The 21,724-nt window shown below is 65.2% G+C and carries 17 protein-coding genes; 13 read left to right on the top strand and 4 right to left on the bottom strand.

The window, feature by feature from the left end:
• Window positions 1-18 precede the first annotated feature (18 nt).
• Window positions 19-1,638 carry a WG repeat-containing protein gene (locus tag DM373_RS23610; protein WP_167409859.1) on the top strand — a complete coding sequence of 540 codons (1,620 nt, stop codon included), beginning with the start codon at window positions 19-21 and terminating at the stop codon, window positions 1,636-1,638.
• Window positions 1,639-1,697: 59 nt separating this feature from the next.
• Here DM373_RS23610 and DM373_RS23615 read toward each other — a convergent pair whose 3' ends face one another.
• Window positions 1,698-2,678: a DUF1853 family protein gene (locus tag DM373_RS23615; RefSeq protein ID WP_110995855.1), complete on the bottom strand. Its 981-nt coding sequence runs from the start codon at window positions 2,676-2,678 to the stop codon at window positions 1,698-1,700.
• A gap of 44 nt (window positions 2,679-2,722) precedes the next feature.
• On the opposite strand from DM373_RS23615, the gene DM373_RS23620 reads away from it, so the two are divergent.
• The 11 genes from DM373_RS23620 to DM373_RS29010 all read left to right on the top strand — a co-directional run bounded on the left by DM373_RS23620 (window position 2,723) and on the right by DM373_RS29010 (window position 14,910).
• The gene (locus DM373_RS23620) at window positions 2,723-3,613 is read left to right on the top strand and encodes an NAD(+) kinase (protein WP_110995856.1); all 891 of its coding nucleotides are present in this window, start codon (window positions 2,723-2,725) and stop codon (window positions 3,611-3,613) included.
• On the top strand, window positions 3,613-4,584 hold the full coding sequence (locus DM373_RS23625; RefSeq protein ID WP_110995857.1) for a metallophosphoesterase: 972 nt from the start codon (window positions 3,613-3,615) through the stop codon (window positions 4,582-4,584). The genes DM373_RS23620 and DM373_RS23625 overlap by 1 nt, the downstream gene beginning before the upstream one ends.
• Complete coding sequence (locus DM373_RS23630; protein WP_110995858.1) at window positions 4,581-5,453, top strand: rhomboid family intramembrane serine protease; 873 nt, start codon at window positions 4,581-4,583, stop codon at window positions 5,451-5,453. Before DM373_RS23625 ends, DM373_RS23630 begins: the two co-directional genes overlap by 4 nt.
• A 13-nt stretch (window positions 5,454-5,466) precedes the next feature.
• Window positions 5,467-5,727: a YeaC family protein gene (locus tag DM373_RS23635; RefSeq protein WP_110995859.1), complete on the top strand. Its 261-nt coding sequence runs from the start codon at window positions 5,467-5,469 to the stop codon at window positions 5,725-5,727.
• A complete protein-coding gene (locus DM373_RS23640) occupies window positions 5,724-6,554 on the top strand; it encodes a DUF2797 domain-containing protein (protein WP_110995860.1) in 831 nt (276 codons plus the stop codon). Before DM373_RS23635 ends, DM373_RS23640 begins: the two co-directional genes overlap by 4 nt.
• Window positions 6,555-6,566: 12 nt before the next feature.
• The gene (gene pepN, locus DM373_RS23645) at window positions 6,567-9,224 is read left to right on the top strand and encodes an aminopeptidase N (RefSeq protein WP_110995861.1); all 2,658 of its coding nucleotides are present in this window, start codon (window positions 6,567-6,569) and stop codon (window positions 9,222-9,224) included.
• A 228-nt stretch (window positions 9,225-9,452) separates the two neighbouring features.
• Complete coding sequence (locus DM373_RS23650; protein WP_110995862.1) at window positions 9,453-10,484, top strand: WD40/YVTN/BNR-like repeat-containing protein; 1,032 nt, start codon at window positions 9,453-9,455, stop codon at window positions 10,482-10,484.
• A complete protein-coding gene (locus tag DM373_RS23655) occupies window positions 10,481-12,874 on the top strand; it encodes an efflux RND transporter permease subunit (RefSeq protein ID WP_110995863.1) in 2,394 nt (797 codons plus the stop codon). The genes DM373_RS23650 and DM373_RS23655 overlap by 4 nt, the downstream gene beginning before the upstream one ends.
• 172 nt (window positions 12,875-13,046) lie before the next feature.
• Complete coding sequence (locus DM373_RS23660; protein ID WP_110995864.1) at window positions 13,047-13,334, top strand: DUF5629 family protein; 288 nt, start codon at window positions 13,047-13,049, stop codon at window positions 13,332-13,334.
• Window positions 13,300-14,430, top strand: coding sequence for a lactonase family protein (locus DM373_RS23665; RefSeq protein ID WP_110995865.1), 1,131 nt, complete (start codon window positions 13,300-13,302; stop codon window positions 14,428-14,430). The genes DM373_RS23660 and DM373_RS23665 overlap by 35 nt, the downstream gene beginning before the upstream one ends.
• A 303-nt stretch (window positions 14,431-14,733) precedes the next feature.
• Entirely contained in the window at window positions 14,734-14,910 is a 177-nt protein-coding gene (locus DM373_RS29010; RefSeq protein ID WP_167409860.1) for a hypothetical protein, read from the top strand.
• 150 nt (window positions 14,911-15,060) lie between these two features.
• Here the strand turns inward: DM373_RS29010 and DM373_RS23670 are convergent, their stop codons facing one another.
• The 3 genes from DM373_RS23670 to DM373_RS23680 are packed head-to-tail and all read right to left on the bottom strand — an operon-like array spanning window position 15,061 to window position 20,530.
• On the bottom strand, window positions 15,061-15,654 hold the full coding sequence (locus DM373_RS23670; RefSeq protein WP_110995866.1) for a glutathione S-transferase: 594 nt from the start codon (window positions 15,652-15,654) through the stop codon (window positions 15,061-15,063).
• A complete protein-coding gene (locus tag DM373_RS23675; protein WP_110995867.1) occupies window positions 15,651-19,295 on the bottom strand; it encodes an AAA family ATPase in 3,645 nt (1,214 codons plus the stop codon). The genes DM373_RS23670 and DM373_RS23675 overlap by 4 nt, the downstream gene beginning before the upstream one ends.
• Window positions 19,292-20,530 carry an exonuclease SbcCD subunit D C-terminal domain-containing protein gene (locus tag DM373_RS23680; RefSeq protein ID WP_110995868.1) on the bottom strand — a complete coding sequence of 413 codons (1,239 nt, stop codon included), beginning with the start codon at window positions 20,528-20,530 and terminating at the stop codon, window positions 19,292-19,294. The genes DM373_RS23675 and DM373_RS23680 overlap by 4 nt, the downstream gene beginning before the upstream one ends.
• A 339-nt stretch (window positions 20,531-20,869) precedes the next feature.
• Between DM373_RS23680 and DM373_RS23685 the strand changes: the two genes are divergently transcribed.
• The coding region (locus tag DM373_RS23685) for a PAAR domain-containing protein (RefSeq protein ID WP_167409861.1) at window positions 20,870-21,724 on the top strand (855 nt) is incomplete at its 3' end.

The raw sequence follows: 21,724 nt of genomic DNA on the forward strand, positions 1-21,724 counted from the left end.
ACAAGGATGATGTGTTCAATGAAACCCCTGATTACCGCCCCTCGGGCGGCGCTGTTCGCTTCCCTTTCCCTGTTGCTTGCCGGTTGTGAGCAAGCCCCGGCCGTCAAGACGCCGCCGGTTGCCCAGATGACCATTCCGCTGTGCGTCAACGACCAGTGCGCGGTACTGGATCAAAATGGCGCCTTTCGCGTAGGCCCCGACAACGACTACGACCTGATCTACACCCAGCCCTTCACCAATGCCTTCATCTTTGGCAAAGGCGACTACTGGAATCTGGCCAGTGGCGACGGCAAGCATGTGCTGCGCGCCGAGCTCACCGATGAGGTCTTCCCCTTGACGCCGGGCCTGTTCGGCTTCGTGCGCGATGGCAAGTCCGGGGTGATGGACGAGCAGGGCAAGGAAGTCCTGCCGGCCGCGTTCGATAGCATCTATGTCGGTGGCGAGAATGACTTCATCGTCGTTGAGCTGGATGAGCGGCGCGGCATTCTTACGCCCAAGGGCGAGAAGGTCAGCGAAGCGGTGTTCGATTCGTTGTACATACGCGACGATTTCACCAAGCGCGGCAACTGGGTGCTCGCCCAGAAAGGCAGTGAAAACTGGGGCTACAACCTGCAGACCAAGGTGCTGCGCAAGCTTGATTTCGACACCATTTCCAGCGCGGCGGACGGTTTCCTGGTGGTCTCCCGCGAAGGGCAATCCGGTGTCGGCCTGGCCAATGCCGCAGGCGATCTGGTGATCCCGCTCGGTAAATACTGGCTGGGCACCCCGGGCGCTGGCCTGGTGGGTTACCGCGATGGCTACGACAAACCCTGTGGTTACCTCGACTACCAAGGCAAGGTGATCATCGAGGCGCAATACCAGAGCTGCGAAACCTTCGGCAAGACCGGCGCCATGGTCCAGGTGCCACGCACCGAGCAAGACCGTGGCAAGGCCGGCATGATCGGCCACGACGGCAAGTGGCTGATCCAGCCCGAATACGATTCGGTCGGTGACGCAGGCCTCGGCCTGATGGGCATGAGCGGCCATCGCCCGGGCTTCAACCATATCGGCAAGCTGCAGAACGCCTTCCTGGCGACCTACGGCACCATCGACCTGGACCAGGGCAAAGTGCTGGTCCAGCCCACCTACCAGCAGATCGGCGTGATCACCCCCCAGCGCTTTGCCTTCACCGAACTGAAGTCGCCGCGCAAGACCGTGGTATTCCTCGGCATGCCGAGCGAGGCAGCCACCGTGGGCCTGATGGACGCGCAGGGCAAGGTACTGATCAAGCCTGAGCAGTTCGTGATGCTCAAACTGACGGCGGACGGGCATCACCTGGTGGCTTCCGAGGGCAGCACTTCGGATGCGTCGCGGGCGCTGTACGACCTCGACGGCAAGCTGCTGGTGCCGGCCAAATGGCAAGACCTGCAGGTTGACGAAGCAAGGGGTGCGATCTTCGGCTACAGGGTCGAGGGCAATGGCGACGACGCCGTGCGAACCCTGCGTGCCCTGTACCGGCTGGACGGCACCGTGGTGTTCGACACCAACCGTCTGCCATGTGGCGCGGAGCAGGTAGTGGATGGCAAGGGCAAGGTGCTGTGGCCGCAAGATGCCCAGGCACATTGCCCGGCGCCTGAGCCTGTGGCCGAGGCCTCCTGATCTTCGCGACCGCCTGCCGGGCCTCTTCGCGGGTCAGCCGCTGAAGGGGCCTGGGCTCATCACCCAGGCAGGTGCGGCCAGCTGTCGGCCACCAGGAATACCCGCTCTACTTCTTCCCAGCCCCCGTCTGCCTGCTGCGTCATTCTGGCCAGCAGCTGCGCGGGTGCGTGGGCGTCCAGCCCTGCCAGCCACGCCTGGAATTGCGCGGCACTCAAACTGTCCCCTGGCGCCAGGTGTGCCGGTGCCAGCCAGGCATGGCGGGGCAGGGGCTGCCAGCGCTGCGCCGGGTCGTAGGCCCAGTCTCGCCGGTGCAGCCAGCCGCCACGCAGGTGTTCGGGGTTGCTGCCGCTGGGCGGTCGGGCTGGCGGGCCGGCCAAGGGATAGAACAGATAACCGCCGAGCCACAGGTGTGCCTGCACCTTGTTCACGCCCAGCGCGTCAAGCACCTGACGGCTGTGCGGCCCACTCGACATGGGCAACTGGTGCTGCGCCAGGTGCGCCAGTTTCTGTCCCAGCCGGTCATGGCAACCAGGCCCAAGCCAGTCGGCGGGGTCGCTGCCCTTACCCGTACTGGGCCCCAGGTAAAGTTTGATTGCCAGCTCCAGGTGATGATCGCCTTCGCGGTCGCGCAGCAGGATATCCAGCTCGCCCAGGGTGTGCCCGCCATCGCGGATCGCCAGGTTGGCCGCCAGCAGCTCGATGCCCGGCGCCTGGCGCAAGGCGAACTGCCACAGCGCTTCGTAATACAGCCCCAGCCTGCGGCTGCTCAGGCGTGCCAGCCCTTCGAGCAACGGCGCCGGGGCCTGGTCGAGGGCGCGCAGCCAGTCGGCCAGGCGCGCCGGGTCGTCGGCCCAGCCGCTGGCGTGGAGCGGGTGGCGCTGTGGCTGCGGGGCGTCTTGCAGCAGGGGCGGCGACAGGATCGTCCAGGCCAGGTCGCGCACCGCGGGGTGGCGCAACTGGCGGGGCAGGGGGGCGAGGTCGGCGAAGGGCATCATCCCGCGAGCATAGCCGGTTTGCCGCTGCCCGGTGCTTTCGCCCATAATCCCGGCATAGTCACCCCGCCGCAGAGCCTTGCAGGAGCACCATGGAGCAATTTCGCAATATCGGTATCATCGGACGCCTTGGCAGCTCCCAGGTGCTCGACACCATTCGCCGACTGAAAAAATTCCTCCTCGAGCGCCACCTGCACGTGATCCTCGAGGACACCATCGCCGAAGTACTGCCCGGCCACGGCCTGCAAACCTCCACCCGCAAGCTGCTGGGCGAGGTGTGCGACCTGGTCATCGTGGTCGGTGGCGACGGCAGCCTGCTTGGCGCCGCCCGCGCCCTGGCCCGGCACAACATCCCGGTGCTGGGCATCAACCGCGGCAACCTGGGTTTCCTCACCGATATCCGCCCCGATGAGCTGGAGCAGAAAGTCGCCGAAGTGCTCGACGGCCACTACCTGGTGGAGAACCGCTTCCTGCTGCAGGCCGAGGTGCGCCGCCACCACGAGGCCATCGGCCAGGGCGATGCGCTCAACGACGTGGTGCTGCACCCGGGCAAGTCGACGCGGATGATCGAGTTCGAGATCTACATCGACGGCCAGTTCGTCTGCAGCCAGAAGGCCGACGGCCTGATCGTCGCCACCCCCACCGGTTCCACGGCCTATGCGCTGTCCGCCGGCGGGCCGATCATGCACCCCAAGCTCGACGCCATCGTCATCGTGCCGATGTACCCGCACACCCTGTCGGGCCGGCCGATCGTGGTGGATGGCAACAGCGAGCTGAAAATCGTGGTGTCCAACGACCTGCAGATCTACCCGCAGGTCTCCTGTGATGGCCAGAACCACTTCACCTGCGCCCCCGGCGACACCATCACGGTGAGCAAGAAGCCGCAGAAGCTACGCCTGATTCATCCGCTGGACCACAACTACTACGAGGTCTGCCGCACCAAGCTTGGCTGGGGCAGCCGCCTGGGGGGCAGGGACGACTGATGCTCGATCCGGCGCGCAGTTTCGACATCATCGGTGACGTGCACGGCTGTGCGCTCACCCTCGAGCGCCTGCTCGACGCCCTCGGTTACAAACGCATCGGCGGTGTCTGGCGGCACCCACGGCGCCAGGCGCTGTTCCTCGGCGATATCGTCGACCGCGGCCCGCGCATTCGCGAAGCGCTGCACATCGTCCACGACATGGTCGAGGCCGGCCAGGCCTTCTGCATCATGGGCAACCACGAATACAACGCCTTGGGCTGGGTCACGCCTGCCCTGCCGGGCAGCGGCAAGGCCTACGTGCGCGAGCACACGCCACGGCATGCCCGGCTGATCGACGAGACCCTCACCCAGTTCGCCCAGCACCCCGGCGACTGGCACGACTTCATCCAGTGGTTCTACGAGCTGCCGCTGTTCGTCGACGCCGGGCGTTTCCGCCTGGTGCACGCCTGCTGGGACCCGCAGCTGATCGAACCGCTGCGCCAGCAGTACCCCAACGGCTGCATCGACGAGCACTTCGTGCAGGCCTCGGCCGTGTCCGGCAGCTTCGCCTCCACCGTGTGCAATCGCCTGCTGCGCGGCACCGACATGCGCCTGCCGGATGGCCTGACGCTGACCGGCGGCGATGGCCTGACCCGCGCCTTCTTCCGCACCAAGTTCTGGGAAGAGGACCCGCAGACCTACGGCGATATCGTCTTCCAGCCCGACGCGCTGCCCGACGAGGTGGCGCGTGCGCCGCTCAGCCATCACCAGAAGAACGCCCTGTTGCGCTACACCGAGGACGAACCGCTGCTGTTCGTTGGCCACTACTGGCGCAGCGGCCGCCCGGCGCCGATCCGCGGCAACCTGGCCTGCCTGGACTACAGTGCCGTGCTGTACGGCAAGCTGGCCGCCTACCGGCTGGATGACGAAACCCGCATCGACCCGCACAAGTTCGTCTGGGTCGACGTCGAACGCCCACAGGCCAATCAATGAATGTGATCGAAGTGCTGCGCCTGCCGCTGGCGGTCGACCTCAGTGGTTTCGTCGCCCTGCTGCGGCGCCTGCAGGTGCCGCACCGGGTGGTCGAGGAGGGCGAGGAGCAGGTGCTGTGGGTGCCGCCGGCCATTGCCGAGGATGTGCGCGAGCTGTACACGCGCTACCCCGACGGCAATGCCGATCTGCAAGCCATCCCGGAGCCTGCGCAAGGCAGCGCGCCTGCGCCCTCCTTGAAAGAACAGGCCATGGCCTGCAAGGTCACCGCCAGCGTCCTGTTCCTGTCTTTGGTGGTCGCCGGCCTGACCGGCCTGGGCGACAACCTGACCACCATCGCTTGGTTCACCTTCCTGCCGTTCCAGGTGCAGGGCGAGTACCTGTATTTCACCCCGTTGTTGCAGGCACTCGGCGACGGGCAGTGGTGGCGGCTGGTCTCGCCGATGCTGCTGCACTTCGGCGTGCTGCACCTGGCGATGAACGGCATGTGGTACTGGGAGCTGGGCAAGCGCATCGAACTGCGCCAGGGCCCTTGGACGCTGCTGTCCTTGACCCTGCTGTTCAGCCTGGTGTCCAACCTGGCCCAGCATTTCACCAGCGGGCCGAGCCTGTTCGGCGGTTTGTCCGGCGTGCTGTACGGCTTGCTCGGGCATGTCTGGCTGTACCAGAAGCTCGCGCCCAACCCACAGTTCAGCCTGCCCCGGGGCGTGCTGGCAATGATGCTGATCTGGCTGCTGGTGTGCCTGAGCGGTGTGGTCGGCCAGCTCGGCTTCGGCCAGATCGCCAATGCCGCGCACGTGGGCGGGTTGCTCATCGGTTGCCTGACCGGGCTCTTGGGTGGATGGCTCGCCCGGCGTAAACTGTCCGCCTGACTGAGGAGACACCATGTCCACGTTCGCGCAAATGATCGAAAACATCACCCCCGAAATCTACGAAAGCCTGAAAACGGCCGTCGAAATCGGCAAATGGTCCGATGGCCGCAAGCTCACCGCCGAGCAGAAGGAGCTGTCGCTGCAGGCCGTGATCGCCTGGGAAATCCAGAACCTGCCCGAAGACCAGCGCACCGGCTACATGGGGCCGCAAGAGTGCGCGTCGAAATCCGCGCCGATCGCCAACATCCTGTTCAAGTCGGACTCGGTACATTGATCGAACTCGCTCGCGGCTCTTTGAGCAAGATGGCGGTGCGTCTGGAAGCACCGGTCGTTCAATACAGTTTCCGCCTGGACGATACCCAGGTGCCGGTGAACCCGCTGATCGGCCAGTCGATCCGCCTGGAGTACCTCGGCGCCATCCACTGCACCCACTGCGGCAAGCGCACCAAGACCAGCTTCAGCCAGGGATATTGCTACCCCTGCATGACCAAGCTGGCCCAGTGCGACGTGTGCATCATGGCCCCGGAACGCTGCCACTACGATGCCGGCACCTGCCGTGAGCCGTCGTGGGGCGAGCAGTTCTGCATGACCGACCACGTGGTGTACCTGGCCAACTCGTCGGGCATCAAGGTCGGCATCACCCGTGCCACCCAGCTGCCCACCCGCTGGCTCGACCAGGGCGCCAGCCAGGCGCTGCCGATCATGCGCGTGGCCACCCGGCAACAGTCCGGGCTGGTCGAAGATATCCTGCGCAGCCAGGTGCCGGACCGCACCAACTGGCGTGCATTGCTCAAGGGCGATGCCGAGGTGCTCGACCTGGTAGCCATCCGCGAACAGATTTTCGACGCCTGCGCCGACGGTATCCGTGGGCTGCAGGAGCGCTTTGGCCTGCAGGCCATCCAGCCGCTGCCCGATGCCGAGGTGGTGCAGATGCGCTACCCGGTCGAGGCTTACCCGAAAAAGATCGTCAGCTTCAACCTCGACAAGGACCCGGTCGTGGAAGGCACGCTGCTGGGCATCAAGGGCCAGTACCTGATCTTCGACACCGGCGTGATCAACATTCGCAAGTACACGGCCTATCAACTGGCCGTGCTCCAGTAAAGGATCGTCACCATGCGTACCGAACAACCGCAAGTGATCTACCTCAAGGACTATCAGGCCCCCGAGTACCTGATCGACGAGACGCACCTGACCTTCGAGCTGTTCGAGGACCACACGCTGGTGCACGCGCAACTGGTCATGCACCGCAACCCCGCGCGTGGCGCGGGCTTGCCGCCACTGGTGCTCGACGGCCAGCAGCTGGAGTTGCTGCGCGCTTCGCTGGATGACCAGGAACTGCAAGCGGGCGACTACCAACTCGACGACAGCAGCCTGACCCTGCAGCCGAAAACCGAGCGCTTCACCCTCGACACCAGCGTGAAGATCCACCCGGAAAGCAACACCGCGCTGGAAGGCCTGTACAAGTCCGGCAAGATGTTCTGCACCCAGTGCGAGGCCGAGGGCTTTCGCAAGATCACCTACTACCTCGACCGCCCGGACGTGATGAGCGTGTTCACCACCACGGTGATCGCCGAGCAGCATCGCTACCCGGTGCTGCTGTCCAACGGCAACCCGATCGGCAGCGGGCCGGCGGAAGACGGCCGCCACTGGGCCACCTGGGAAGACCCGTTCAAGAAGCCGGCGTACCTGTTCGCCCTGGTGGCGGGTGACCTGTGGTGTGTCGAGAGTGAATTCACCCGTCGGTCCGGCCGCGACGTGACCCTGCGCATCTATGTCGAGGAAGAGAACCTCGACAAGTGCGACCACGCCATGGTCAGCCTGAAGAAGTCGATGCGCTGGGACGAAGAGGTCTACGGCCGTGAATACGACCTGGACATCTTCATGATCGTCGCGGTCAACGACTTCAACATGGGCGCCATGGAAAACAAGGGCCTGAACATCTTCAACTCCAGCTGTGTGCTGGCCCGTGCCGAGACCGCCACCGACGCCGCCCACCAGCGCGTCGAAGGCGTGGTCGCCCACGAGTATTTCCACAACTGGTCGGGCAACCGCGTGACCTGCCGCGACTGGTTCCAGCTGTCGCTCAAGGAAGGCTTCACGGTGTACCGCGATGCCGAGTTCAGCGCCGACATGAACTCGCGCACGGTCAAGCGCATCGAGGACGTTGCCTACCTGCGCACCCACCAGTTCGCCGAAGACGCCGGCCCCATGGCCCACCCGATCCGCCCGGACAGCTTCATCGAGATCTCCAACTTCTACACCCTGACGGTGTACGAGAAGGGCGCCGAGGTGGTCGGCATGGTCAACACTCTGCTGGGGGCCGAGGGCTTCCGTAAAGGCAGCGACCTGTATTTCGAGCGCCATGACGGCCAGGCGGTGACCACCGACGACTTCATCAAGGCCATGGAAGACGCCAATGGCGTCGACCTGACCCAGTTCAAGCGCTGGTACAGCCAGGCCGGTACCCCGCGCCTGGAAGTCAGCGAGGCTTACGATGCCGCTGCGCAGCGCTACAGCCTGAGCTTCCGCCAGAGCTGCCCGCCGACCCCGGGGCAGGTCGAGAAGCTGCCGTTCGTGATCCCGGTGGCACTCGGCCTGCTGGACGCCCAAGGCAACGACCTGCCGCTGCGCCTGGCCGGCGAAAGCGCCGCCAGCGGCACCAGCCGCGTGCTGTCGGTGACCGAGGCCGAGCAGACCTTCACCTTCGAAGGTATCGCCAGCCAGCCGCTGCCCTCGTTGCTGCGCGGCTTCAGCGCCCCGGTCAAGCTGAGCTTCCCGTACGATCGCGACCAGCTGATGTTCCTCATGCAGCACGACAGCGACGGCTTCAACCGCTGGGAAGCGGGGCAGCAGTTGTCGGTGCAGGTGCTCCAGGAACTGATAGGCCAGCACCAGCGTGGCGAAGCGCTCACGCTTGATCAGCGCCTGATCACCGCACTGGGCGCGGTGGTTGGCGATGAGTCGCTGGACCCTGCCATGGTTGCCGAGATGCTCTCGCTGCCGGGCGAGGCCTACCTCGCCGAGATCAGCCAGGTGGCCGATGTGGACGCCATCCACGCGGCCCGCGAGTTTGCCCGCCGGCAGATCGCCGAGCAGTTGTTCGAAGCCCTGTGGGCCCGCTACCAGGCCAATCGCGACGTATCGCGCAAGACCCCTTACGTGGCCTCTGCCGAGCACTTCGCGCGCCGCAGCCTGCAGAACATTGCGCTGTCGTACCTGATGTTGAGTGGCAAGCCGCAGGTCGTGCAAGCGACCCTGGAGCAGTTCGATCAGTGCGACAACATGACCGAGCGCCTCACCGCCCTGGCGGTGCTGGTCAACTCGCCGTTCGAGGCTGAGCGGGCCAAGGCCCTGGAAACCTTCGCCGAGCACTTCAAGGACAACCCGCTGGTCATGGACCAATGGTTCAGCGTGCAGGCGGCAAGTGCCTTGCCGGGCGGGCTGGCGCGGGTCAAGGCGCTGATGCAGCACCCGGCGTTCACCTTGAAGAACCCGAACAAGGTGCGGGCATTGGTCGGTGCTTTCGCCGGGCAGAACCTGGTCAACTTCCACGCCGCCGACGGTTCGGGGTATCGCTTCCTGGCGGACCTGGTGATCGAGCTCAATGCACTGAACCCGCAGATCGCTTCGCGCCAATTGGCGCCGCTGACCCGCTGGCGCAAGTATGACGACAAGCGTCAGGCGCTGATGAAGGGTGAGCTGGAGCGGATTCTGGCGTCGGGCGCGCTGTCCAGTGATGTGTATGAGGTGGTGAGCAAGAGCCTGGCGTAAGCCTGGTTCTGCTCTATCGCGGGGCAAGCCCGCTCCCACGGTGATCGGCGTGGGAGCGGGCTTGCCCCGCGATGTTTTTGCCGGTTAACAAAACATAACGTCCCGCTCGTTGTTTTCTGTCGGATTACCCCGATAGGATGGCCCGAAGCTATTCCAGGGCTCTGGAACAGGGTTTCTCGGCACCTGGCAATAGATTGACCCAGCACAAGAACACAACAGGGGGCAGTCATGAGAGAGCGGATCACGGCACGGGGCCGGCACGGCGTCTGGCCATTGGCGGCCAGCGCGATGCTGGCGCTGGCACTGGCGGCATGGGCGGGCAGCGTCGATGCGGCGGTGGCCGCCGAGGAATACTCGGTGGAGTCGGCCAAGGCCAGCCAGAGCCTGTTGATCGGTGCCACCCACGCAGGCAAGCGCCTGGTGGTGGTCGGCGATCGCGGCCATATCCTGTTCTCCGACGACCAGGGCAAGACCTGGACCCAGGCCCGGGTACCCACCCGGCAACTGCTCACCGCCGTGTTCTTCCTCGATGACAAGCGCGGCTGGGCCGTGGGCCATGACGCGCAGGTCCTCGCCAGCAGCGACGGCGGCGCGACCTGGAGCAAGCAGTTCGAAGACCGCTCCCGCGAAGCCCCGCTGCTCGATGTGCGCATGCTCGACCCGCAACAGGGGTTTGCCGTCGGCGCCTATGGCACGGTGCTCGAAACCCTCGACGGTGGCCAGCACTGGCAGGACGTCGGCGAGCGTCTGGACAACCCCGACCAATTGCACCTCAACGCCATCACCGTGGTGAAAGGCGCCGGCCTGTTCATCGTCGGCGAGCAGGGCAGCATGTTCCGCTCCAGCGACAACGGCCAGAGCTGGTCGAAGGTCGCAAGCCCTTACGAGGGCTCGTTGTTCGGCGTGATCGGTACCGCCCAGCCCAACACCCTGCTGGCTTACGGCCTGCGCGGCAACCTGTTCCGTTCCACCGATTTCGGTGACAGCTGGCAGCCGATCGAGCTTCGGGCCGAGCGTGGCCCGCTCGAATTCGGCCTGGCAAGCGCTACGCTACTCGAGGATGGCAGCGTGGTACTGGTCGGCAACGGCGGCAGCGTGCTGCGCAGCCATGACGACGGTCAGACCTTCAGCGTGCGCAACCGCGCCGACCGCGTCGCCCTGGCCGGGGTCAGCGGCCTCGCCGGCGGCGGCCTGCTGCTGGTAGGGCAGGGCGGTGTGCACCTGGCATCGGCCGACGGCACCCAGGAGGTGCGCCCATGACCAGCCGGGAGAGCTTCGACATGCAGCACAAGGACAAGGCCACCCTGCTGGAACGCCTGATCTTCAACAACCGCCCCATGGTCATCGCCATCTGCGTGCTGGTGAGCCTGTTCCTGTTCTGGCAGGCCACGCAGATCCGCCCGTCCACCAGTTTCGAAAAGATGATCCCGCTGCAGCACCCCTTCATCGAGCAGATGATGGAGCACCGCAACGACCTGGCCAACCTCGGCAACACCGTGCGCATCTCGGTCGAGGCGGTCAACGGCGACATCTTCGACAAGGACTACATGGAAACGCTGCGTCAGATCCATGACGAAGTGTTCTACATCCCCGGCGTCGACCGCGCCGGCCTCAAGTCGTTGTGGAGCCCCAGTGTGCGCTGGAGCGAAGTCACCGAAGAAGGTTTCTCCGGCGGCGAGGTGATCCCCAACACCTACAACGGCTCGCAGGGCAGCCTCGACACCCTGCGCGACAACGTGCTCAAGTCCGGCCAGGTCGGGCGCCTGGTGGCCAACAACTTCAAGTCCAGCATCGTCGACATTCCGTTGCTGGAGAGCTTCCCCGACCCTCAGGACCCAGGCAAGCAGGTCAAGCTCGACTACCAGCAGTTCTCCCATCAGCTGGAAGAAAAGATCCGCGACAAGTTCCAGGCGCAAAACCCCAACGTCAAGATCCACATCGTCGGCTTCGCCAAGAAGGTCGGCGATCTGATCGACGGCCTGGTGATGGTGGCGATGTTCTTCGGCATCGCGCTGGTGATCACCTGGGCGCTGCTGTACTGGTTCACCTGGTGCATCCGCAGCACCATCGCCGTGCTGATCACCACCCTGGTGGCGGTGGTCTGGCAGTTGGGGCTGATGCATGCGGTGGGCTTCGGGCTCGATCCGTATTCGATGCTCGTGCCGTTTCTGATCTTTGCCATCGGCATCTCCCACGGGGTGCAGAAGATCAACGGCATCGCCTTGCAGTCCAGTGAGGCCGACAATGCCCTGACCGCAGCCCGGCGTACCTTCCGCCAGTTGTTCCTGCCGGGGATGATTGCCATCCTGGCCGACGCCGTGGGCTTCATCACCCTGCTGATCATCGATATCGGGGTAATTCGCGAGCTGGCCATCGGCGCCTCGATCGGCGTGGCAGTGATCGTCTTCACCAACCTGATCCTGCTGCCCGTGGCCATCAGTTATGTCGGCATCAGCCAGAAGGCCATCGAGCGCAGCAAGAAGGACGCTACCCGCGAGCACCCGTTCTGGCGCCTGCTGGCCAACTTCGCCAGCCCCAAGGTGGCGCCGGTGTCCATCGTGCTGGCACTGCTGGCCTTCGCCGGCGGCCTCTGGTACAGCCAGAACCTGAAGATCGGCGACCTCGACCAGGGTGCTCCGGAGCTGCGCCCCGATTCGCGCTACAACCAGGACAACCGCTTCATCATCAGCAACTACTCGACCAGTTCCGACGTGCTGGTGATCATGGTCAAGACCCCGGCCGAGAGCTGCTCGATCCACTCGACCATGGCGCCCATCGACGAACTGATGTGGACCATGGACAACACCCCGGGCGTGCAGTCGACCATCTCCCTGGTGACCGTGTCCAAACAGGTCATCAAGGGCATGAACGAGGGCAGCCTGAAGTGGGAGACGCTGTCGCGCAACCCGGGCATCCTCAACAACTCCATCGCCCGTGCCGACGGCCTGTACAACGGCGACTGCTCGCTGGCACCGGTGCTGGTGTTCCTCAACGACCACAAGGCCGAAACCCTGGAGCGGGTCACCGCCGCGGCCAAGGCCTTTGCCGACAGCCACAACAAGGACGGCCTGCAGTTCCTCCTGGCGGCGGGTAATGCCGGGATCGAGGCAGCGACCAACGAAGTGATCAAGTCGGCCGAGCTGACCATCCTGATCCTGGTCTACCTGTGCGTGGCGGTGATGTGCATGATCACCTTCCGCTCCTTTGCCGCCACCCTGTGCATCGTGCTGCCGCTGGTGCTCACCTCGGTGCTGGGCAACGCGCTGATGGCGTTCATGGGCATTGGCGTGAAGGTCGCCACGCTGCCGGTGGTGGCGCTGGGTGTGGGCATCGGCGTGGACTACGGCATCTACATCTACAGCCGTCTGGAAAGCTTCCTGCGCGCAGGCCTGCCACTGCAGGAGGCCTACTACCAGACGCTGCGCTCCACCGGCAAGGCGGTGCTGTTCACCGGCCTGTGCCTGGCCATCGGCGTGTGCACCTGGATCTTCTCGGCCATCAAGTTCCAGGCCGATATGGGCCTGATGCTGACCTTCATGTTGCTGTGGAACATGTTCGGCGCACTGTGGCTGCTGCCGGCTCTGGCGCGGTTCCTGATTAAACCCGAGAAGCTGGCGGGCAAGGAGGGCGGGTCGATCTTCGCCCATTGACGTATGTGGGAGCGGGCCTGCCCCGCGATGGCGGTCGGTCAGGCGGTGATGATGCCCAGGCTGATGTCATCGCGGGGCAAGCCCGCTCCCACGTATTGATGACGGGTAAGTCGACAGCCTGTGCAGTGGCTCCAGAGGATATAATGGCTGCCTATTTTCCCTAGGTATTCCCATGTCCACCCTCGCCACCACCCTCGCAGCCTGCGACATGCTGCTGATCGACGGTCTGCACGCCTTCGACTTCACCTTCGACGAAACCGGCCTTGTGATCGAGTGCATGGACGGCCGCCAGCTGCGCCGCTGGACCTTCACCCCCGAGCAAGTCGCCGCCGCCACTGGCGCGGGCGACGACTGGCGGCTGGCCTCTGCCGAGGGTGAGCATCGTCTAGTCTGTATGAGTGCTTTCAGAGCCCCGGATGAAGAAGATGAATCGGACGTGGACGAGCCTGCTGACCGCTAGCCTCATGACCCTTGCAATCAATGCCCACGCCGCCACCTTGCTGGTGGGCAGCTACACCGATGGCCCCAGCCAGGGTATCTACCGTTACGGTTTTGATGAGCGCAACGGCCACATCGATGCCAAGCCCCAGCAGGTGGTCAAGGCTGTCAGCCCGTCATGGCTGGTGCTGTCCGCCGACCAGCGCCTGCTGTTCGCGGTCAACGAGACTGCGCAAGGCCACGCCAGCAGCTTTTCGCTGAGCGCCAAGGGCGAGATCAAACCGCTGAACCAGGTATCCAGCCAGGGCGATGAGCCGACCCACGCCAGCCTCAGCCACGACCAGCGTTATCTGTTTGTTGCCAACTACGCCGTCGCCCCCGACCCCGGCGGCAGCCTGGTGGTGCTCCCGGTGGCGAAGGACGGCAAGCTCAAAGCGGCGGTGCAGCAGGCGCGGCATGCGCCGAGCAAGGTCAACCCCGAGCGCCAGGCCGGTGCCCATGTGCATTCGCTGGTGCTGTCGCCCGATGGTCGCCACCTGTACGCCTGCGACCTGGGCGCGGACAAGGTGTTCATCTACCGCTACGACGGCGCCAGCCCCGAACACCCGCTGAGCCCGGCGATCCCGCCGGCGGTCGACCTGCCGCCGGGCAGCGGGCCGCGGCATCTGCTGTTCGACGCCAAGGGCAAGCACGCCTACCTGACCCTGGAAATGAGCGCCGAAGTGGTGGTTTTCGATGCCCAGGATGGCGCGCTCACCGAGCGCCAGCGCCTGCCGCTGACCGACCTCAAGGACGCCGCCGCCAAAGCTGCCGGCGGGCTGCACCTGTCTGCGGATGGCCGTTTCCTCTACGTCAGCAACCGTGGCACGGCCAATGAGATCGTGGTGTATGCGGTGGGCAAGGACGACGGCCAGTTGACCCTGCTGCAGCGCCGCTCGGTGGAGGGCGATCATCCCCGGGAGTTCACCCTCGACCCCAGTGGCGACTTCCTGCTGGTAGCCAACCAGAAGAGCAACCAGATCGTGGTGATGCAACGTGATCCGCGCAAGGGCACCCTTGGCCAGACCGTGCAGAAGTTTGACCAGCCGGCGCCGTCGGACCTCAAGTTCCTCGAGTGATGCGTCTTGCTTGTGGGAGCAACTGACTCACTCGCCATTCAAACAGCTGCGCGATTCCTGTGGGAGCGGGTTTACCCGCGAACACGGGCATAGCCCGTGCCAGGCACCGGGGTCCATCTTTGCGGGTGAATCGCAGCGGCGAACCGCCGCTCCCACAGGCAGAGTGCAGGGCGAGGCAATTATCGATTGCCGTGATATTTGCTACTGCCGCAATGAATTTCAGCCAGCGGCTGCATCGGCGTAAGTTTTGACCCAAGGCCCCGACGGGCCAACGTCAAACCACCGAAGTCGAGGTCAGCCCACATGAACTTCAATCTCTTCTCGCTCATCGCTGCTTCCGCCATCTCCGCCTCGGTCGTGCTCCCGGCACACGCGCAGGCCGAACACAGCAGCAAGCCGTCCACTACCCACAGCTACACCGACAAATACCTGCAACAGAGCGCGCACTTCCATGCCGCCCTGAGCAAGCACTCCAATTGAGTGTGAAAAGCCATTGGTAATAGCACAACGCCATGTGATTTAATTTGACGCTAAATTTTTGACTCTCCAAAGGGGCAGAGCATGATGTGGCGTATCACGGCGGTAGTGCTGTTGCTGATGTCGGCGCCGATCCTGGCGCTTTGAGGTGCTCTACTTGGCCATGATGGCCTTGAACAGGTCTGATTCCAGCCAGCCCTGCAACCAGCTCCGCACCCGCGGATAAGCCGCCTCGGCGAACCACTGTGGTTCGACCCCGGCAAACTGGCGCATCAAGGGCAGCAAAGCGGCATCGGCCAGGCTCGGGTGCTCGGCCAGCAGGTAGGGCCTGCTTTCGAGCAAGCTTTCCAGCTCCACGAGCCACGCTTCGGCCTGTTGCCGGTAATGTTCCCGGGAATGCTCGGGGTAGCGCTCGGCATATTTGTACAGGTTCACCTGGGTCTTGAACGTGCTGTCGTTGCGGGCGATCAGCGCATCGGCCCGTTGCGCCGCGGCCGGGTCGGCCAGCAGGCGCCAGTCCTCGGGGTCATGCCGGGCAAGGGCCCAACGCATGATATCCAGGCTTTCTTCCAGCACCCCATCCCCGGTATCGAGCACTGGCACCGTGCCCTTGGGCGACAGTGCCAGCAGCTCGGCCGGCTTGTTCTTCATTGCCACTTCGACAATCGCCACCGGGCACTGCGCATAGCGCAGGGCCAGGCGCGCGCGCATGGCCCAGGGGCAGCGGCGGAACGAGTAGAGGATCACCCGCTCACCTCGACATCGCTCAGGCCGTTACCTTGGCGGCGCACCTGGATCTGCACCGGGATACGCTCGTGCATCTCCTGTACGTGGGAGATCACCGCCACCTTGCGGCCTTGGGCCTGCAGGCCGTCGAGGGCATCCATGGCCAGTTGCAGCGACTCGGGGTCGAGGCTGCCGAAGCCCTCGTCGATGAACAGCGATTCGATGCGCAAGGTGCTGGACGCCATCGAGGCCAGGCCCAGGGCCAGTGCCAGCGAAACCAGGAAGGTTTCGCCGCCCGACAGCGAATGCACCGAACGCAGTTCGTCGCCCATCTCGGTGTCCAGCACCAGCAGGCCCAGGGCACTGCCGCCGCGCTTGAGGCGATAGCGCCGGGCCAGCTGGCGGAGCTGGCTGTTGGCGTGGTGCAGCAACAGGTCGAGGTTGTAGCCCTGGGCGATCTTGCGGAACACATCGCCCGAGGCGGAGCCGATCAAGGCGTTCAGGCGTGCCCAGCGTTGCCACTGCTGATAGGCCTGGTCGATCTGCTCGGCCAGGGCCTGGTGTGCCTGCTGGCGGCGTTGATCGTCGGCCTGTTGGGCGCGCAGTTCGGCGCATTGCTGCTCCTGGGTGACCAACTGCTGTTGCAGCTCGGCGAGGCTCTGCTCCAGTGCTTCGACCGGCAGTTCGCCATGGGCTTGGGCGGCATGTTGCTGCAGGCGCTGTTCGCGTTCCTGCAACAGCACCCGGCCTTGCTCGATGGCCTTTTCCGCCGCCTGCAGGTGTTGGCGCAGCTCGCCGAGCTGAGCGTCGTCGATGGCCAGCAGGCGATCGAGGCCGGCGTCGTCCAGTTCGGGGTGGCTGCTGCGCCATTGGGTGATTGCGCCCTGCAGCTGCTGGTGCTCGTGCTCCAGAGCCTGCTGGCGCTGGCTGTTGGCGTTGAGTTCAGCGGCCAGTTGCACACCCTGGGTACGCAATACCTGCAAGCGCTGGGCGGTGTCGGCGTCGGCGGCCCGAGCCTGTTCCAGCTGCGCTTCCATATGCTGCTGCCAGGCTTCGGCGCTGGCCTGCTCGCCGAGCAGTTCGCCGAGGGTGGCCTGGGCCTGCTGGCGCTGTTCGTCCAGTGCGGCGATTTTCTGCAGCAGTTGCTGCTGATTGTGCTGGCGGGCCTGTTGCTGGTCGCGCAGCTTGTCCAGCTGTTGCTGGCGGGCCTGTTGTTCTTCCTGCTCGTCCTTGCGCTGGTCGAGTTGCTGGCGGCGCAGGGCAATCTGCTGGTCAAGCCCGAGGAAGGCCTGGGCCGGGTCGTCGCGCAGCGCCTGGAGAATGTCCTGGGGCAGCACGCTGGCCAGGTCGTTCAGGCCCTGCTCCAGCTGCTGCTGGTCGGCAGCCAGGGCTTGGTGTTGCTGGTCGAGGTGGCGTTGGGCCTGTTGCTGGGCCTCGCTGGCAGCCTGCAGCTGCTGGGTGAGGCGAGCGGCGTCCTTTTGCAAGGCGAGCAGGGCGCCCTGGCGTTTCTCGTCGCGGTCGATTTCCTCGCCCAGGCGGCGCAACTGGCCGTCGAGCCAGGCGCTGCGAGCCTTGTCGTCCTGGGGAGCGAGCGCCGGCCACAGGGCATGGGCCTGAACGTGATCGAGCAACGGCTGTAGCTGTTCGCCCAGCTTGAGCTGTTGCTGCTGATACTCCTTGAGCTGGGCGTTGACCACGCCCAACTCGGTACGCAGCTCCACCAGCCTGGTGTTGAGCTGTTCGACGTGTTTCTGCGCTGCCTCCTCCTCGGCCTGGTCGTGGCGGCCCAGGCTGTGCAACAAGGCCTCTGGCTGGTGGAACGGGTGCTCGGCGCTGCCGCATACCGGGCACGGCTCGCCATCGCGCAACTGTGCGCGCAGTTCTTCGACGCTGGTGTTGCGCGCCAGGCGCTGGCGATCAAGCAACTGGCGGGTCAGTGTCAGTGCCTGCTCGGCATTTTCCAGCTCGCTCTTGGCCGCGGTGCCTGCGCCGATCAATTGCTGGCGCTGCTGCATGGCCTGCTGCTGGCGATCACGCAGGGCGTCTGTCGCCTGGCGCAGTTCCAGCTCACGGCCATACAGGCGGGCAAGCTCCTCGACGGCGCGCTGCTGCTTGCGGTTGTCCTGGAGCATGCCGCCGAGCAGGTCGATCTGTTCGGCCAGCGCATGGGGTTCGGCGCCGGCTTCGCGGAACAGCATCTCGAAGCTGTCGCGTTGGGCTTGCAGTTGGGCATTGGCCTGGCTCAGCTGGGCCTGCAGGCCGGGCAGCTCCTCGCGGCCCTTGGCCAGCCGGCCGCCGATCTGCATCACTTGCTTCAATTGCGGCAGATAGGCCTGCCAGGCGTTGGCCAGGCTCCCCAGGTGTTCACTGTCGGCCAGTGCCGCATCGATCTGCGTCAGTTGCTGCTGGCTGCGCAGTTGGTTTTCTTGCAACTGCTGCAGGTGTTGCTCAGCGTCGCTGACTTCCTGCACCGCCTGCTGGCACGCTGCGCGCTGTTCGCCCAGCTCTTTGTCGAGGCGGGCCAGGTCGCCTTGGGCGGCGAATGCCTGGCGCAGACGCGGGGCGTTATCGCTGTGCTGGGCCTGATGCTGGGCCAGGGCCTGGCGCGCCGTTTCCAGCGCCTGCTCAAGTTCGCTGGTGCGGCTATGCAGTTCACCTTGTTGGCGCTGCTGTTCGGCAATCGCCACGGCCAGCGGCGCCAATTGTCCGGCCAGATCCTGCTGGCGATGGAACTGGTGACGCTGCGGTGCAAGGCGCTCCAGGCGCTGCAGGTCGAGGCGTTGCTCGGCCAGTTGTTGCCAGGTGTGCTCGGCGGCTTGCAACGTTGCCTGGGCTTCGCCGTGCTGGGCTTGCAGCTGGCGTTGTTCGTCGAACCAGGCGCGCTGCTGTTCCAGTTGGCGCTGGCGGGCCTGGTCGGCCTTGAACTGCTGCTGCGCCTGCTCCAGCTGCTGGTCGAGCAGGGCGCGGGCGTCGCTTGCCATCGGCAGCAGGTGCTCGGCCTGCTTCTTCAGGTCGTTGTGGCGTTCGCCGGTTTCCCGCGCCTTGCTGAAGGCGCGCTGGCCGAGGCGGGTGTAGATCGCCGTGTTGGTGAGCTTTTCCAGCAGTTCGCTGCGCTCTTTGTCGTCGGCCTTGAGGAAGGCGCCGAACTCGCTCTGGGCCAGCATTACCGCGCGGGTGAACTGTTCGAAGTTAAGCCCAAGGCGTGCTTCGATCAGCTGCTTGTATTCGTTCTTGCCACTGCCCAGCAGTTGTTCGCTGTCCAGGTCGTACAGGCTCTGGCGGCTGTTCTGCAGCTTGCCATTGGCTTTCTCGCGGGCGCGGTTGGCTTCCCAGCGGGCGCGGTAGCGGCTGCCGTCGATGCCGACGAAGTCGACCTCGGCAAAACCGCTGCCGGTGCCGCGGCGCAGCAGGTTGCGCGGGTCCGAGGTGGGGATGTCGCCGTCGGCGTCGGGCACCTTGGCTTCCCGGGCAATGTCGTTCAGCCGCGGCACAGTGCCGAACAAGGCCAGGCACAGGGCATCGAGCAGGGTGCTCTTGCCGGCGCCGGTGGGCCCGGTGATGGCGAACAGGCCGGCGCTGGCCAGGGGCTCTGCGGTGAAATCGATGTCGATCGGCCCGGCCAGCGAGGCGAGGTTCTTCAGGCGAATGGCAAGAATCTTCATGGCTGCTCCTCTTCGTGCAGGACGTCCTGCAGCAGCTCGGCAAAATCGGCCAGGGCCTGCTCGTCGGCGGGGTTGCCGTAGGCCTGCTGCCAGGCACGGCCGAACAGGTCCTGCGGGGTCATCTGCGCCAGTTCAACGAACGCCAGTTCATCGTCTTCCTGGCGGCCCGCGCCTGCGTACTCGGCGCTGATGCGCACCAGGCGCACCGCCTTGCCCTGCAGGGCGCCCTCGATCTGCTGGCGCAGGTCGGGCTGCGGCTCGTCCAGTACTACCCTTACTTCGAGCCAGGGTTGGCGGTTGGGGTCTTCGAGCAGGTCGATCACTGGCAGTTCGCCGAGCTGTACCAGCAGCTCGCCCAGCGGGGCCGGGCCGACCCGCTGCAGGGCCACCGCGCGCGGGACCAGGCGTGGCTCGACGCTGACCAGTTCGCTGCCGTCGAGCTCCACTTCCAGCACCTGGTGCGGGTAGTTGATCTCGGCGAACGACAGCGGGATCGGCGCGCCGCTGTAGCGGATGCGGTTCTCGCGGTTGACCTTCTGCGGCTTGTGCAGATGGCCAAGGGCAACGTAGCCGATGGCCTTGTCGAACAGCCGCGCCGGCAGGGCTTCGGCATTGCCGATGATCAGGCTGCGTTCGGAGTCTTCCGAGATGCTGCCGCCGGCCATGTGCGCATGGCTGATGGCGACCAGGGCCTGGTCCTTCTTGCGCTTTTTCTGCGCTGCCGCGATCAGTTGCTCGTGCACCTGGGTGATGCCTTGCAGGTAGTCGTCCCCCAGTGCCGGGCCAGTGACTTCGGCCGGGCGCAGGAAGGGCAGGGCCAGGCACCAGGCCGCTACCTTGCCGCGGGCGTTGGTCAGCGGGATCAGCAGGCGTTCGGCGTCCAGCTGGCCTTCGTCCAGCCAGTGCACCCGGCCCAGGGCATGGGTGCGCAGGCGGCGCATCAGCGGCGCCGGCAGCTCGATGCGCGAGCCAGAGTCGTGGTTGCCGGCGATCATCACGATATCCAGCTTGGGCTGCTGCTCATGGGCCTGGACGATGAAGTCGTACAGGCGCTCCTGGGCTTTGACCGGCGGGTTGACGGTGTCGAAGATGTCGCCGGCGATCAGCAGCGCATCGGGCTGGCGCAGGTGCAGTTGGCCGAGCAGCCAGTCGAGGAAGCAGGCATGTTCGAAGTCGCGTTCCTGGCCATGCAGGCTCTGGCCAAGGTGCCAGTCGGAGGTGTGAAACAGACGCATGGAAGATCCGTTGGATGAGCGGCAGGGGGCATTTGGGTGAGGGCGGTATGGTAACCCATTGCGGGGTAAGCTCGCTTTCGCTGTGCCGCCTCGATTGCGAATGGGGCGAAAGGTGGGCCAAAGCTTCTGACAGATATCAATACGTTCTTGCGGAGTTTTTTTGTTAAGGACAAGGCATGTTCGAGTGAGTGTTCTGCTGTTGCTGTAGGACGTTTCTTGATCTGCTTCCGGCGCCGTCGGAGGCGTCCTCAAGCTGCTAGCGTTCGGCGTTTTCTGCGTACAAAGGAAAGGCCGCATGACCCGCAACCCTTTCAAGGGCATCGCCGCAGGTGACCGCCCATGACCTATCGCATCGTGATTTTCGGCAAGGGGCAGGGCCTGGTGGGCGACCGCACCACCACCGGCGCCACCTGCATCGGAGACCGCGCAGCGGGTAACGTGAATGGCCGTGCCTGGCTGCTCGAAGGCGACCAGACCACCGCCTGCCCGAAGTGCGGACAGGTGGGCACCCTCATCGACGGCGAACAGCGCTTCCTCCAGGATGGCGTACCCACCGTCGTCGACGGCGCCCGCGTGCGCTGTGGCTGCCCGCTGGGCAGCAACCGCCTGATCGCATCGTCCCAGGCCGCCCCGGCCAAGGCGCCTGTCACTTCACCGGTGGCTGCTGAACGCGCCACACTCACCCCACAAGCCGCCATGGCGACCCCTTCAGGGCTGCAACCCGGTTTCTATATCGTGCCGCGCAGCATGACCGGCGAGCAGGTGCTGCAACAGCTGGCCGCGCTGCCGGGCAACCTGCCGCTGTCGCTGGTGCATCGCCTCAACCCCACCTTCGACCAAGGCTTCAAGGCGGGCGAGCTATTCGTGCTTGGCGCCCCCGAGCACAGCTACGCCTGCACTCGCGAAGAAGCCGAACTGATGGCTGCGGCCCGCAGTGCCCGGGCGTCGCTGGCGCAGCTTAGCACCGAAGAAGCCGACTTCATGATGCGACATATGGCCGAGATCGCCGGTGTGCTCAACGGCGCGAGCCAGTCGATGGGGGTGGGCAAGGACATGCTGTCGCGGGGGCTGGGGCAGGTGGAAGACACGCTCAAAGGCATCGAGCGTTTGCACCAGCGCGAGTTCGTTGCGCACCGGCACCTGAACAGCCCGCAGTTCTTCGCCGAGCGCAAGGCGCTGTATGGCCAGCTGAAC

Source organism: Pseudomonas sichuanensis, from assembly GCF_003231305.1.
Classification (GTDB): domain Bacteria; phylum Pseudomonadota; class Gammaproteobacteria; order Pseudomonadales; family Pseudomonadaceae; genus Aquipseudomonas; species Aquipseudomonas sichuanensis.

Bases quoted from the DNA above. Each gene is read 5' to 3' on its own strand.
- DM373_RS23610 (WP_167409859.1), top strand. From the start codon at position 19: ATGAAACCCCTGATTACCGCCCCTCGGGCGGCGCTGTTCGCTTCCCTT.
- DM373_RS23615 (WP_110995855.1), bottom strand. From the start codon at position 2,678: ATGGGCGAAAGCACCGGGCAGCGGCAAACCGGCTATGCTCGCGGGATG.
- DM373_RS23620 (WP_110995856.1), top strand. From the start codon at position 2,723: ATGGAGCAATTTCGCAATATCGGTATCATCGGACGCCTTGGCAGCTCC.
- DM373_RS23625 (WP_110995857.1), top strand. From the start codon at position 3,613: ATGCTCGATCCGGCGCGCAGTTTCGACATCATCGGTGACGTGCACGGC.
- DM373_RS23630 (WP_110995858.1), top strand. From the start codon at position 4,581: ATGAATGTGATCGAAGTGCTGCGCCTGCCGCTGGCGGTCGACCTCAGT.
- DM373_RS23635 (WP_110995859.1), top strand. From the start codon at position 5,467: ATGTCCACGTTCGCGCAAATGATCGAAAACATCACCCCCGAAATCTAC.
- pepN (WP_110995861.1), top strand. From the start codon at position 6,567: ATGCGTACCGAACAACCGCAAGTGATCTACCTCAAGGACTATCAGGCC.
- DM373_RS23650 (WP_110995862.1), top strand. From the start codon at position 9,453: ATGAGAGAGCGGATCACGGCACGGGGCCGGCACGGCGTCTGGCCATTG.
- DM373_RS23655 (WP_110995863.1), top strand. From the start codon at position 10,481: ATGACCAGCCGGGAGAGCTTCGACATGCAGCACAAGGACAAGGCCACC.
- DM373_RS23660 (WP_110995864.1), top strand. From the start codon at position 13,047: ATGTCCACCCTCGCCACCACCCTCGCAGCCTGCGACATGCTGCTGATC.
- DM373_RS23665 (WP_110995865.1), top strand. From the start codon at position 13,300: ATGAATCGGACGTGGACGAGCCTGCTGACCGCTAGCCTCATGACCCTT.
- DM373_RS29010 (WP_167409860.1), top strand. From the start codon at position 14,734: ATGAACTTCAATCTCTTCTCGCTCATCGCTGCTTCCGCCATCTCCGCC.
- DM373_RS23675 (WP_110995867.1), bottom strand. From the start codon at position 19,295: ATGAAGATTCTTGCCATTCGCCTGAAGAACCTCGCCTCGCTGGCCGGG.
- DM373_RS23680 (WP_110995868.1), bottom strand. From the start codon at position 20,530: ATGCGTCTGTTTCACACCTCCGACTGGCACCTTGGCCAGAGCCTGCAT.